14 protein-coding genes are annotated in these 12428 nt (G+C 70.9%); 9 read left to right on the plus strand and 5 right to left on the minus strand.

The window, feature by feature from the left end:
* Positions 1-78: 78 nt before the first annotated feature.
* Complete coding sequence (locus ACZ5WC_RS16240) at positions 79-540, minus strand: PLD nuclease N-terminal domain-containing protein (protein WP_468541399.1); 462 nt, start codon at positions 538-540, stop codon at positions 79-81.
* Positions 541-683: 143 nt separating this feature from the next.
* On the opposite strand from ACZ5WC_RS16240, the gene ACZ5WC_RS16245 reads away from it, so the two are divergent.
* Together ACZ5WC_RS16245 and mqnP are read left to right on the plus strand one after the other, a co-directional pair.
* Positions 684-2141 carry a menaquinone biosynthesis decarboxylase gene (locus ACZ5WC_RS16245; RefSeq protein ID WP_468541400.1) on the plus strand — a complete coding sequence of 486 codons (1458 nt, stop codon included), beginning with the start codon at positions 684-686 and terminating at the stop codon, positions 2139-2141.
* Positions 2138-3058 carry a menaquinone biosynthesis prenyltransferase MqnP gene (mqnP, locus tag ACZ5WC_RS16250; protein WP_468541401.1) on the plus strand — a complete coding sequence of 307 codons (921 nt, stop codon included), beginning with the start codon at positions 2138-2140 and terminating at the stop codon, positions 3056-3058. The genes ACZ5WC_RS16245 and mqnP overlap by 4 nt, the downstream gene beginning before the upstream one ends.
* Positions 3059-3092: 34 nt before the next feature.
* On the opposite strand, the gene ACZ5WC_RS16255 is transcribed toward mqnP, so the two are convergent.
* Positions 3093-3719, minus strand: coding sequence for a rhomboid family intramembrane serine protease (locus tag ACZ5WC_RS16255; protein ID WP_311120027.1), 627 nt, complete (start codon positions 3717-3719; stop codon positions 3093-3095).
* A gap of 121 nt (positions 3720-3840) precedes the next feature.
* Here ACZ5WC_RS16255 and ACZ5WC_RS16260 point away from each other — a divergent pair, with 121 nt between their 5' ends.
* Entirely contained in the window at positions 3841-4527 is a 687-nt protein-coding gene (locus ACZ5WC_RS16260) for a UbiX family flavin prenyltransferase (RefSeq protein ID WP_468541402.1), read from the plus strand.
* Positions 4528-4552: 25 nt separating this feature from the next.
* Here ACZ5WC_RS16260 and ACZ5WC_RS16265 read toward each other — a convergent pair whose 3' ends face one another.
* Entirely contained in the window at positions 4553-4699 is a 147-nt protein-coding gene (locus ACZ5WC_RS16265) for a hypothetical protein (protein WP_179500185.1), read from the minus strand.
* Between the two features lie 121 nt (positions 4700-4820).
* Here ACZ5WC_RS16265 and ACZ5WC_RS16270 point away from each other — a divergent pair, with 121 nt between their 5' ends.
* The 5 genes from ACZ5WC_RS16270 (at position 4821) to ACZ5WC_RS16290 (ending at position 9318) form a co-directional block, all read left to right on the plus strand.
* A complete protein-coding gene (locus tag ACZ5WC_RS16270; protein WP_096628904.1) occupies positions 4821-5276 on the plus strand; it encodes an Lrp/AsnC family transcriptional regulator in 456 nt (151 codons plus the stop codon).
* A 49-nt stretch (positions 5277-5325) separates the two neighbouring features.
* Positions 5326-6489: an aminofutalosine synthase MqnE gene (mqnE, locus tag ACZ5WC_RS16275; RefSeq protein ID WP_096628905.1), complete on the plus strand. Its 1164-nt coding sequence runs from the start codon at positions 5326-5328 to the stop codon at positions 6487-6489.
* A 136-nt stretch (positions 6490-6625) separates the two neighbouring features.
* On the plus strand, positions 6626-7162 hold the full coding sequence (locus ACZ5WC_RS16280; protein WP_468541403.1) for a GNAT family N-acetyltransferase: 537 nt from the start codon (positions 6626-6628) through the stop codon (positions 7160-7162).
* A 77-nt stretch (positions 7163-7239) separates the two neighbouring features.
* Complete coding sequence (locus ACZ5WC_RS16285; RefSeq protein ID WP_468541404.1) at positions 7240-7533, plus strand: DUF4229 domain-containing protein; 294 nt, start codon at positions 7240-7242, stop codon at positions 7531-7533.
* A gap of 402 nt (positions 7534-7935) precedes the next feature.
* The gene (locus ACZ5WC_RS16290) at positions 7936-9318 is read left to right on the plus strand and encodes a dicarboxylate/amino acid:cation symporter (RefSeq protein ID WP_468541405.1); all 1383 of its coding nucleotides are present in this window, start codon (positions 7936-7938) and stop codon (positions 9316-9318) included.
* Positions 9319-9415: 97 nt separating this feature from the next.
* Here the strand turns inward: ACZ5WC_RS16290 and ACZ5WC_RS16295 are convergent, their stop codons facing one another.
* A complete protein-coding gene (locus ACZ5WC_RS16295; RefSeq protein ID WP_468541406.1) occupies positions 9416-10672 on the minus strand; it encodes an alpha/beta hydrolase family protein in 1257 nt (418 codons plus the stop codon).
* A 275-nt stretch (positions 10673-10947) separates the two neighbouring features.
* Between ACZ5WC_RS16295 and ACZ5WC_RS16300 the strand changes: the two genes are divergently transcribed.
* Positions 10948-11592, plus strand: coding sequence for a TetR/AcrR family transcriptional regulator (locus ACZ5WC_RS16300; protein WP_468541407.1), 645 nt, complete (start codon positions 10948-10950; stop codon positions 11590-11592).
* Here the strand turns inward: ACZ5WC_RS16300 and ACZ5WC_RS16305 are convergent.
* Positions 11589-12425, minus strand: coding sequence for a MaoC family dehydratase (locus tag ACZ5WC_RS16305; RefSeq protein ID WP_468541679.1), 837 nt, complete (start codon positions 12423-12425; stop codon positions 11589-11591). The genes ACZ5WC_RS16300 and ACZ5WC_RS16305 overlap by 4 nt on opposite strands.
* Positions 12426-12428 lie beyond the last annotated feature (3 nt).

Raw genomic sequence — 12428 nt, forward strand, 5'->3', positions numbered from 1 at the left:
CGCCACGGAGAACGGCCCCCGGGAGGACCTGCGTCCTCCCGGGGGCCGTTCCGCGTCTCCGGTGCCGTACCCGCCAGGTCAGGGCGCGGCGGGCGGGGCCGTGTCGTCGGGGCCCGTGCTGCGTTCGCGGCGGATGCGGTCCTTCTCGGCGTCGCTCTCCGCGTCCGGCCGGGGCGCCTCCGGCTGCGGAGTCTTCGGCTCGGCGGCATCCTTCCCGCCCCGGCCGCCGTCGTCCTTGCCGCTGTCGTCCTTCGGGCCGTCACCCTTGAGCGACTTCAGGAAGTCGGGGTTGTCGTCCGGGGCCACCCACTGCGTCCGCCTGCCGCGCTGCCACGAGGAGGGCGCGCCGACCCCGGCCGCGCCGTGCCGCACCTTTCCGGCCGCGAGCCAGCCGATCGAGCCGACGACCCAGAAGAGCAGGATGATGAAGACCCAGGCGATCTTCGGCAGGTGCTTCGTCTCCTCCTCGGGGGTGTTCAGGCAGTCGATGAAGGCGTAGATCATCAGAGCCATCGGCACGAGGATCATCAGGGCTCTCATGGTGCGTCCCCCAGGAAGTGGCGGTGGGGCCAGATGCGTCCCCGGTGTCGCGGCCAGGGTACCGGCTCCGCGCCGAGGATCCGGGGCCCGTCGGCGGGGAGCCCGGGCGGGGCGGCGCGGGCGGGGATGACAAACTGGACCGCATGGCTTACGACGATCTTCGCTCCCTGCTCCGGGCCCTCGAACGCGACGGTGATCTCAAGCGCATCAAGGTCGAGGTCGACCCCCACCTGGAAGTCGGTGAGATCGTCGACCGGGTCAACAAGGCCGGCGGCCCCGCCCTCTTGTTCGAGAACGTCAAGGGGTCCTCGATGCCCCTGGCCATGAACGTCTTCGGCACCGACCGGCGCCTGCTCAAGGCGCTCGGGCTGAAGTCGTACAGCGAGATCAGCGACAAGATCGGCGGGCTGCTCAAGCCGGAGCTGCCGCATGGCTTCGTCGGGGTGCGGGAGGCCTTCGGGAAGCTCGGCTCGATGGTGCACGTGCCGCCGAAGAAGGTGAAGTCCGGCGACGCGCCCGTCCAGGAAGTGGTGCTGACCGGCGACGACGTCGACCTGGACCGGCTGCCCGCGCTGTTCACCTGGCCCGAGGACGGCGGATCGTTCTTCAACCTGGGCCTGACCCACACCAAGCACCCCGAGAACGGCGTACGGAACCTGGGCCTCTACCGGCTCCAGCGCCACGACAAGCGCACCATCGGGATGCACTGGCAGATCCACAAGGACAGCGCCAACCACTACCAGGTCGCCGCCCGGCGCGGCGAGCGGCTGCCGGTCGCCATCGCGTTCGGCTGCCCGCCCGCCGTGACGTACGCCTCCACCGCCCCGCTGCCCGGGGACATCGACGAATACCTCTTCGCCGGGTTCATCCAGGGCAAGCGGATCGAGATGGTCGACTGCAAGACCGTGCCGCTCCAGGTCCCCGCGCAGGCGGAGGTCGTCATCGAGGGCTGGCTGGAGCCGGGCGAGATGCTCCCCGAGGGCCCGTTCGGGGACCACACCGGCTTCTACACCCCGCAGGAACCGTTCCCCGCGCTGACCATCGACTGCGTCACGATGCGCAAGCGGCCGCTGCTCCAGTCCATCGTGGTGGGCCGCCCGCCGACCGAGGACGGGCCGCTGGGCCGGGCCACGGAGCGGTTCTTCCTGCCGCTGCTGAAGATCGTCGTGCCGGACATCGTGGACTACCACCTGCCGGAGTCGGCGAGCTTCCACAACTGCGCGATCGTCTCGATCGACAAGAAGTACCCGAAGCACGCCCAGAAGGTGATGAGCGCGATCTGGGGCGCGCACATGATGTCGCTGACCAAGCTGATCGTGGTGGTGGACGCCGACTGCGACGTCCACGATCTGAACGAGGTCGCCTGGCGGGCGCTCGGCAACACCGACTACGCCCGTGACCTCACCGTCGTCGAAGGCCCGGTCGACCACCTGGACCACGCCTCGTACCAGCAGTTCTGGGGCGGCAAGGCGGGCATCGACGCCACCCGGAAGCTGCCCACGGAGGGCTACACCCGGGACGGGGGCTGGCCGGAGATGGTCGTCTCCGACCCGGAGACGGCGGCGAAGGTCGACCGCCGCTGGAAGGAGTACGGGCTGTGAGCAGCGCGGCGGAGGCGGCGTCCGTACCCGGTTCGGCGCCCTCGGGCAGCAAGGTCAAGTCGTTCCTCCGGCTCGTGATGATCGAGCACTCGGTCTTCGCGCTGCCCTTCGCCTACATCGCCGCGCTGACCGCGATGTTCCGGCTGGACGGCACCATCGGCTGGGGTGTCCTGCTGCTCGTCACGCTGGCGATGGTGGGGCTGCGAACCTTCGCGATGGCCGCCAACCGGATCATCGACCGGGAGATCGACGCCCGTAACCCGCGCACCGCGGGCCGGGAGCTGGTGACCGGTGCGGTGTCGGTGAAGTCCGCGTGGACCGGGGCGCTCGTCGCGCTCGCCGTCTTCCTCGGCGCCGCCGCCCTGCTCAACCCGCTCTGCCTGGCGCTCGCGCCGCTGGCCGTCGTGCCGATGGTGGTCTACCCGTACGGCAAGCGGTTCACGAACTTCCCGCACGCGATCCTGGGTCTCGCGCAGGCCATCGGGCCGGTCGGCGCGTGGCTCGCGGTGACCGGCAGCTGGTCGTGGGACGCGGTGATCCTCGGGCTCGCCGTGGGGATCTGGATCGGCGGCTTCGACCTGATCTTCGCCTGCCAGGACGTCCAGGCCGACCGGGCCCACGGGGTGCTGTCCTTCCCGGCCCGCTTCGGCATCCCGGCCGCGCTCTGGGGTGCGCGGGTCTGTCATGTGATCACGACCGGGCTGCTGGTCTGGTTCGGGCTGGCCACGGACGCCGAGTTCTTCTACTGGACGGGCATGGTGATCGTCGCGGTGGCGTTCGTCTACGAGCACCGCGTCGTGCGGCCGCACGATCTGTCCCGGCTGAACCGTGCGTTCTTCTCGGTGAACGGCTTCATCGGCATCGCGCTCTTCGCCTGCGCGCTGCTGGACCTGCTGGTGCGCGGCCTCACCCCGTGAGCCCTCACCGCAGGGCGTCACCCCGTGAGGCTTCTCAGACCGTGACCAGGTTGTCCCGGGGCCCGGGCGGGCGGCGGAAGAAGAAGGCCGCCGCCACCCCGCCGGCCAGGCCGAACAGGTGCCCCTGCCAGCTCACGCCCGAGTCGGTGGGCAGGACGCCCCACAGCAGGGAGCCGTAGACCACGGCGACGCCGATGCCTATGAGGACGTCCCAGGGGCGGCGGTCCACGAAGCCCCGGACCAGCAGATAGCCCAGCAGCCCGAAGACGACGCCGGACGCGCCGAGCGTCACCGTGTACGCCGGGGCGGTCAGCCAGACGCCGACGCCGCTGATCACGATGATCGTCGCGACGACGGCGGCGAACCGGCGCAGCCCGCCCAGGGCGGCTATGAAGCCGAGGACCAGCAGCGGGACGCTGTTGGAAGCGACATGCTCCCAGCCGCTGTGCAGGAAGGCGGCGGGCACCACATCGCGCAGCTCCGCGATCTCGCGGGGGCTGATGCCGTAGGTGTCCAGGGCGTGCCCGGTCATCACGTCTATGCCTTCGAGCAGCCAGAGCAGGGCCACCCAGCTCACCATCAGGATGCCGGCGGTCAGCGCGCGTGCACCGCCGGTCGTGGTGGAACTCGTGTCGCGGCCGGTGGTCCAGTAATCGCCCATGGTCTGCCCCTGCCCCTGGGTTGCCCGTCATCCGTTGAACGTCCGGGGCCGCCGCCCGGTTCCGGGTGCGGGGCTCCGGGGTGCGCCGGATAGGCTCGCAGTTGTGGAATCCGGGACATCAGTGACTCATCAGCAGCGGCGGCCTTGGATTGTCGGGGTGTCCGGCGCTTCGGGGACCCCGTTCGCGGCGGCCGTGCTGCGCGGGCTTCTCGCGGCCGGCGAGAGCGTCGATCTGGTGGTGAGCCGGGCCTCGCGGCTCACCCTGCTGGACGAGACCGCCATCGCTTTCCGGGACGGGCACTGGCGCGAGGACCTCGCGGCCTGGCTGGCGCGGGGCGCGGACGGGAAGCCGGACGCGTTCGCGGTGGGCGGCGCGGAGCTGGAGCGCGTACGCCACTGGACCGCCGGGGATCTGGCGGCCGGGCCGTCCTCCGGGTCGTACCCCGCGAAGGGGATGCTCATCGTGCCGGCCTCGACGGCCTGTGTGGCCGGAGTGGCGCTCGGTCTGTCGAAGGATCTGCTCCAGCGGGCCGCGAGCGTGACGCTCAAGGAGCGCCGCCCGCTCGTCGTCGCGGTGCGCGAGACCCCGCTGAGCGGCCAGACGCTGAAGCAGATGGTGGCCCTGGACGAGGCGGGCGCGGTCGTGCTGCCCGCCTCTCCGGCGTTCTACGCGGGCGCGACGCACATCCAGGACCTGGTGGACTTCGTCGCGGGGCGGGTGCTGGACGCGGCAGGCGTGCCGCACCGGCTGTACCGCCGCTGGGAAGGAGAGCTCGGTGGCGGCTCCCGCGGCGCTCAGGACCTGTAGGTCCGGGTCGGCCGGGTCGGCCGGGTCAGCGCTTCTTGGACGGGCGCGGGGCGCGGGTCTTGTCGACGCGGTGGGCGGCGGCGGGCTGGTGGGCACGCGAGCGGTTGGCCAGGTCCTGCAGCTCGCGCATCCGGGCGTAGGCCATCTCGATCGTGTACACGGTGAAGTTCACTCCTGAAGATTCGAAAGCGTTTCTTGGATGTTCTAGAAGATTTACAGGGCCGAAGCCCTGCATGCCTTAGATTCTACACGTAAACTCGCGGTACTGCTGAACAATGGAAGGTTTCAGGCATATGGACGCGGTGGACAGGCAGCTCATCCAGGCCCTCAGGGAGAACGGCAGGGCCTCGTACGCCGAGCTGGGGCGGCTCGTGGGGCTCTCCGGCCCCAGCGTCACCGACCGCATCAATCGGCTGGAAACCGCCGGTGTCATCACCGGTTACCGCGCCACCGTCGACTCCGCCTCGCTGGGGCTCGGAGTCACCGCGCTCATCGGGATCTCGCTCTCGGACGCCGCCGACCACGAGGACGTGGCGCGCCGGCTGAAGGACCTCGCGGAGATCGAGGACTGCTGGTTCATCGCGGGCGACGACTCGTACATGCTCAAGGTGCGCATCGGCGACGTGGACGGACTGGAGAAGACGATCCGCCGCCTGAGCGGGACGAAGGGCGTCTCCCGGACCCGTACCACGATCGTGCTCTCCACCAAGTGGGAGAACCGGGTCGGGGAACTCCCCGAGGAGTCGTAGGCGTACCGTTGGGCGGAGTCTGTTGTACGGAGATATGGGAGGCGCCCTAGTGGACGCGGGACTCAAGCGCGAGCTGGAGGAGAAGGTCCGGGCCGGCGAGCGGCTGACCCGCGAGGACGGGATCGCCCTCTACGAGTCCGACGACCTGGCGTGGCTGGGCGGGCTGGCGCACGAGGTGCGCACGCGCAAGAACGGCGACGTGGTGCACTTCAACGTCAACCGTCACCTCAACATGACCAACGTGTGCACCGCCTCGTGCGCGTACTGCTCGTTCCAGCGCAAGCCGGGCGAGAAGGACGCGTACACGATGCGCATCGAGGAAGCCGTCCGCCTCGCCAAGGCGATGGAGGGCGAGAACCTCACCGAGCTGCACATCGTCAACGGACTCCACCCCTCCCTGCCGTGGCGCTACTACCCGCGCTCGCTGAGCGCGCTGAAGGAAGCCCTGCCGAACGTGGCGCTGAAGGCGTTCACGGCGACGGAGATCCACCACTTCGAGACGATCTCCGGCCTCACCGCCTCCGAGATCCTCGACGAGCTGATCGAGGCCGGTCTCGAATCGCTGACCGGCGGCGGCGCGGAGATCTTCGACTGGGAGGTCCGCCAGCACATCGTCGACCACCGCACCCACTGGGAGGACTGGTCGCGCATCCACCGCCTCGCGCACGAGAAGGGGCTCAAGACCCCCTCGACGATGCTGTACGGGCACATCGAGGAGCCCCGGCACCGCGTCGACCACGTGCTGCGGCTGCGCGAGATGCAGGACGAGACCGGCGGCTTCCAGGTCTTCATCCCGCTGCGCTACCAGCACGACTTCGTCGACATGAAGGACGGCAAGGTCCGCAACAAGCTCCAGGCGCGGACGACGATGGCGACCGGCGCCGAGGCACTGAAGACCTTCGCGGTCTCCCGGCTGCTGTTCGACAACGTGCCGCACGTCAAGGTGTTCTGGGTGATGCACGGTGTGCAGACCGCCCAGCTCGCCCTCCAGCACGGCGCGGACGACATGGACGGCTCGGTCGTCGAGTACAAGATCACGCACGACGCCGACGACTTCGGCACGCCGAACAAGCTCGGCCGTGAGGACCTGCTGGACCTGATCCGCGACGCCGGTTTCCGGCCGGTGGAGCGGAACACCCGGTACGAGATCCTGCGCGAGTACCCGGGCCCCGACGCGGACCGGCGCGAGTCCCCGCAGCCGATGCGGGTCTGAGACGCACGCCCCCTGCTCTTCCCCGCAAGCCCCGGCCGCTGTCCTCGGCCGGGGCTTGTCCGCGTTCCCGGGCGCGTCCCTGTTCGCAGGGCGGACCGGGTTGAGATGTCGGTCGCGTAATGGTTAATCTTGCCTAATGGCACTTACCTTCGAGCTGGATCCCGCGTTCACGCCCGCCCTGCGCGACGGCATCACCGCCCTGTGGGCCGATGTCACCAACGCGGGCGGCGCCGTCGGCTTCGTAGCGCCCGTCACCCCCGAGGAGATCCGGCCCGACCTGCTCAAGCACCTCGCCGCCATCGAGAAGGGCCGCGTCCGGCTGCTCGTCGGCCGGGACGAGGACGGTGCCGTCGCCGCCACCGCCTTCCTCACCCTGAACGACCACCGGCTGCACCAGCACTGGCTGATGCTCTACACCGTGATGGTCCATCCCCGCCTCCAGGGCAAGGGGTACGGCCGCGACCTGATGGCGGCCGCCGCCGATGCCGCGCGCTCCATCGAGGGCATCGAAGCCATCCGGCTCACCTGTCGGGGCGGCACCGGGAACGACAGCTTCTACGCCGCCTGCGGCTACAAGGAGGTCGGCCGGGTTCCGGACGCGATCCGGCTCGCCCCCGGCGACGATCGCGACGACATCATCATGCTGCTGCCACTCGGCCCGGCAGCCCCCTGAACCGAGAGAATTCGGGCCATGCTTCACTGGACGGGCAGGACTGTGTCGAGAGAGTTGACGGGAAGAGAGGGCCAGCCGTGTCCGCTGCCAAGCCGAGCGCGATGATCCGGTACACCGCGTTGCGCCTGCTGATCTTCGTAGGCTGCTTCCTCGTCGCCGGTGTCGCCGTCCACTTCGGGCTGATCCCCTCCGGGCTCGGCGGCTCCAACATGGTCTGGGTGATCCTGCTCGGCCTCATCCTCTCCGCCCCCCTGAGCTATGTGCTGCTGCGCAAGCAGCGCGACGAGCTGTCCGAGCAGATCGTCTCCACGGTCGACCGGACCAAGGCGCGCCTCGACGCCAACCGCACCCGCGAGGACGCCGTTCAGTAAGGTTCCTCACACGCGCGCGCCGCGCGTCCCGCCTCTTCGCAGGGCCCCTGGCCGGAGCAGACCGCTCCGGCCAGGGGCCCTCGGCGTTCTCCGGACACCGTGCGGCGGAAAGGCACCGCCTCGGAGCCAAAGAGAAGCTTTGAGGTTCTCAAAGTTCAAGTGTTAACGTATTCGGCATGAAGACAGCAGTGCGCCTCCGTCATGCCGCGAGCATCCCGCTCGTGGCGCGCCTGCATGTCGATCTCTGCCGCTGTATGTCCGCGGTCTGTTGCCGCGAAGTCTGATCCGGCATCATGCAGCGGCGCCGCCCCTGACGAGGGCGCCGCGACCCCGTCCCCGTTCCACCGCACGACCGTACGGGTGTCCCCGTACGTCCCGATGCGTCCCCACTGGAGTGTGTCCGTGTCCGCGAACCCCGCGTCCGCCGCGCCCGAGGCCGAGCAGCCCACCGGCTCCGGCTCCGGTTTCCGTATACCCAAGGTCCCGTTCTGGGCCCAGATCGTCGCCGGTCTGGTCCTCGGCGTGCTGCTCGGCTGGCTGGCCCGCAGCCAGGACCTCGGCTGGCTCGTCACCACCCTCGACGAGGTCGGCTCGCTCTTCGTCCAGCTGCTGAAGCTGGCCGTCGCACCGCTGGTCTTCTTCGCGATCCTCGTGTCGATCACCAATCTGCGCCAGGTCAACAACGCCGCCCGGCTCGCGACCCGCACCCTGCTCTGGTTCATGATCACCTCGCTGATCGCGGTCGCCATCGGCCTCACGATCGGCCTGCTCACCAACCCCGGCTCCGGCACCGGCCTCACGCCGAAGGACGGCAAGCTCTCCGAGACCAAGGGCAGCTGGATCGACTTCCTGACCGGCATCGTCCCGGACAACGTGATCACGCCGTTCACCGAGCTGAACGTGCTCCAGATCGTGTTCATGGCCGCCGTCGCCGGTATCGCCGCCCTCAAGCTCGGCGAGAAGGCCAAGCCGATCCTCACCCTCAGCCAGTCGATCCTGGAGCTCCTTCAGAAGGCCCTGTGGTGGGTCATCCGCCTCGCCCCGATCGGTACCGTCGGCCTCATCGGCTACGCCATCGCCGACTACGGCTGGGACCTCATCGGCAAGTACGCGACGTTCACCGCCGACGTCTACATCGGCTGCGCCCTGGTGATGTTCGGCGTCTACCCGCTGCTCCTGGCCACGGTCGCCAAGGTCAACCCGCTCCAGTTCTTCAAGGGCGCCTGGCCCGCGATCCAGCTCGCCTTCGTCTCCCGCTCCTCGGTCGGCACCATGCCGGTCACCCAGCGCGTCACCGAGCGCCTCGGCGTTCCGAAGGAGTACACCTCCTTCGCCGTCCCGTTCGGGGCGACCACGAAGATGGACGGCTGCGCCGCGATCTACCCGGCGCTGGCGGCGATCTTCATCGCGCAGATCTTCGACGTGCAGCTGGGCATCGGCGACTACGTGCTCATCGCCTTCGTCTCGGTGATCGGTTCGGCGGCCACCGCCGGTCTCACCGGCGCGACGGTCATGCTGACCCTCACCCTGTCCACGCTGGGCCTCCCGCTGGAGGGCGTCGGCCTGCTGATGGCCATCGACCCGATCCTGGACATGGTCCGCACGGCCACCAACGTGGCCGGCCAGGCGGTCGTCCCGGTCATCGTCGCGGCCCGCGAGAAGATCCTCGACCACGACAAGTACAACTCGGCCTCGGGCTCCCCGATCGACTCCTTCGGCCAGGAGGACGACGTCCGGGACGCGGAGCAGACCGACCGGAAGGTCGCGGTCCCGGCGACCGCGTAAGCCGGTACCCCTGTGGGGCAGCGCCCCCGGTCCACGTATGCACGCAGATACGTGGACCGGGGGCGCCGTCGTGTTCCGTGCGGTGTGTTCCGTACGGTCAGGGCTGCTGGAAGAGGACTTCGGGGTTGGCCGGGGCCGGGCCGTTCAGCAGCGGGGCCGCCCGCCCGCGCAGGGTGCGGTCGAAGAAGGCGGCCACATAGCTCCGGGTGATCGTGGTCGAGCGGGCGGCGGAGAGCGGGGCCTCCGGGTCCTCCAGGCCGAGCTGCTCACCGATCTCCGGGGTGTCCGTGAACGTGAAGTGCCCCGCGTCGCGTACCGTCAGCCACCGCTTCCAGCCGGCCAGCCGGTCCCAGCCCTCGTCCCAGGACGTGTCGTCGCCGGGCCCGTGCCCGGGGTGGGTCCCCAGCATCAGGAACGGCCGCCCGCCGAGCCCGGTGGCGGGCACGGGGTCGAAGAACGTGCCGTCCATGTTGACCCCCGCGTCCACCCGGCGGTCGGCGGCCATGGTGGACGCGGCCGCGTTGCCCCCGATGGAGTGGCCCGCCATCCCCACCCGGTGCCGGTCGATCGTCCGGGCGTACCGCCAGGACGCGTGCGGGCCGGTCAGCCGGTCCAGCAGGAACGAGAAGTCGGCGGCCCGACCGCTGGAGACGGCGGCCAGCACCTTCCGCCGGCCGGCGTCGTCGGGCTGCGCGCTCACCCGGTCGCACGCGGCACAGGTGAGGACCCGCCCGTCGGGCAGCCGCGTACCGGTCGACTCGTACGGATGGTCCGCCGTCGCCACGACGTAACCACGGCTCGCCAGATCCTCGGCGAGCCCGGTCAGGGTGGCCCGGGGCGTCCCGAACCCGGGGGAGAGCAGGACCAGCGGGAACCGCCCCGGGACGGGCCGGGCGGCGGTACGGGCATGGGTGCGGGTGGCGCTGACGAGGGCGGGCGGCACGACGTCCTCCAGCCCGCGCTGCGCGAGCATGAGCCGCGCCTCCTCCTGCGCCATGTACGGGGCCGGGGCGCCGCCGCTGCCGGGCCGGGCCGGGTAGTGCAGCGACACCAGCAGCTGCCGCGCCCCCGCCGAGGGCACCCAGGGGTCGGGCCGCGTGTGGTCGGTGAGGAACAGGGTGTCGCGGCCGGTGGCGTACGGGCCGGTGGGGCGGGGGAGCGCGAGGGCGGAGGGGGTGCGGTCCCCGGGGGCAGGGGCTGAGGCGGAGGCCGCAGGAGGGGCTGCCGCCGTGGCCGGTCCGGTCGCGGAGGCGGGTGCGGCCGCGCCTAGCAGCGCGGTCAGTGCCGTCAGGACAGCCGCTGCGGCCGTGGTGACCGCCGCGGCCGGTCGTCGGTTGCGGAGGAAGATCGTCATGTCCGCAACGCTAGGCGGGCGTCCGGGGCGTGCGCATCGGACGCCGGGTGGATCGGTGTCGGACCACGGGAGGACCCGGCAGGCTTCTCCCGGCTCCCGGCAGGCTTCTCCCGGCTCCCGGCTCCCGGCTCCCGGCTCCCGGCTCCCGGCCGAAGCCAACCGGCCATCCCTCCCGCACCCGATCGCTCCGTACGGCGTCGGGCCCGGCAGCGCCGTACTCTTGCCGGGGAGCAGGAGCGGGGAAGCAGGGCCATGGGGTGGGGAGGAAGTCGGACGTGGGTGCTGTGAAGAGCAAACGGATGCCGCGCGCGGTGCGCGAGCAGCAGATGATGGACGCCGCGGTGCAGACCTTCGGGCAGCGCGGCTACCGGGCCGCCTCGATGGACGAGATCGCGGAGCTGGCGGGCGTCTCCAAGCCGTTGGTCTACCTGTACCTGAACTCGAAGGAAGAGCTGTTCTCGGCGTGCATCAGGCGCGAGGCGAAGTCCCTGGTGGAGGCGGTGCGGGCGGGCGTGGAGCCGGGGCTGCCCGCCGACCGCCAACTGTGGGCGGGGCTGCGGGCGTTCTTCACCCACACCGCGGAGAACCCGGACGGCTGGGCGGTGCTGCACCGCCAGGCGCGGTCGCACGGTGAGCCGTTCGTCAGCGAGGTCGTCGTGATGCGGGACGAGATCGTTGCGTTCGTGACGGGCCTGATCGGCGCCGCCGCCCGCGAGGCGCACAGTGACCCCGCCCTCGCGGACCGGGATGTGGCGGGGCTGGCGCAGGCCCTGGTGGGGGCGGCGGAGTCGCTGGCGGGCTGGGCCAACGACACCCCGGACGTCTCGGCGAAGGAGGCCGCGGCGACGCTGATGAACTTCGCCTGGGCGGGCCTGGAGAACCTGATGCACGCCCGCCCCTGGCAGCCCCCGGCCGCCTAAGGGCTGTCCCGGCTCAGCGTCCCCGCCAGGTGGACGCGCCCACCGTCCGCAGCCCGCAGCGCGAAGGCGGCACCGGAGGGGGCGGCCGCGTACGTCACGGTGGCGGGCAGCAGGACGGGTGCCCTGAACTCGGCCCGTACGGAACGGATTCCGGCCGGGTTCTCGGCCTCGGCCAGGCAGCGGGCCACCGTCCACATGCCGTGCGCGATGGCCCGGGGAAAGCCGAACAGGCGGGCGGTCAGCGGGTACAGGTGGATCGGGTTGCGGTCGCCGGAGACCGCTCCGTAGCGCCGCCCGAGATCACCGGGCAGCCGCCATTCGGCGACGGCGGGCAGGTCGCCCGCGGCCGGGGCGGAGCGCTCCGGAGCCGTGGTGACCGTCGTCCCGTGCCGCGACAGATACCCGCTGCGGGACTCCCACACCAGCTCTCCGCCCACCCGCGCCTCGGTCACCATCGTGACCTCGGTGCCTCGCCGGTGAGGCGTCAACCCGTCGGCGTACACGGCTAGTTCGAGCGCCTCGGTGGGCTGCGCGGCCCGGTGTTGCGCGATCTCGATCCAGGTGTGGACGAGCCCGGCGACGGGCAGCGGGAAGGACCTGGCGGTCATCAGCCGCATGGCGAGCGGGAAGGCCGGCACATGCGGGTAGGTGAGCGGCACAGGACCGGACTCGGCGAAGCCGCAGATCCTGCTGTACGCGGCGAGGGGGCCGGGGGCGAGGGGCGCGGCCGGGCGGGTGAGGCGGTCGGCGGGCAGGGTGGCGCCCGGCTGCCCGGCGCGTTTGAACGGCGAGGTGACGGCCCCGCGCAGCAGTGAGGCGTTGAGCGAGGTCATCGG

The sequence above is a fragment of the Streptomyces sp. NPDC033165 genome, from assembly GCF_055577965.1.

Coding starts and splice junctions, on each gene's coding strand:
- ACZ5WC_RS16245 (WP_468541400.1), top strand. CDS start 684: ATGGCTTACGACGATCTTCGCTCCCTGCTCCGGGCCCTCGAACGCGAC.
- ACZ5WC_RS16255 (WP_311120027.1), bottom strand. CDS start 3,719: ATGGGCGATTACTGGACCACCGGCCGCGACACGAGTTCCACCACGACC.
- ACZ5WC_RS16295 (WP_468541406.1), bottom strand. CDS start 10,672: ATGACGATCTTCCTCCGCAACCGACGACCGGCCGCGGCGGTCACCACG.
- ACZ5WC_RS16305 (WP_468541679.1), bottom strand. CDS start 12,425: ATGACCTCGCTCAACGCCTCACTGCTGCGCGGGGCCGTCACCTCGCCG.
- ACZ5WC_RS16280 (WP_468541403.1), top strand. CDS start 6,626: ATGGCACTTACCTTCGAGCTGGATCCCGCGTTCACGCCCGCCCTGCGC.
- ACZ5WC_RS16270 (WP_096628904.1), top strand. CDS start 4,821: ATGGACGCGGTGGACAGGCAGCTCATCCAGGCCCTCAGGGAGAACGGC.
- ACZ5WC_RS16240 (WP_468541399.1), bottom strand. CDS start 540: ATGAGAGCCCTGATGATCCTCGTGCCGATGGCTCTGATGATCTACGCC.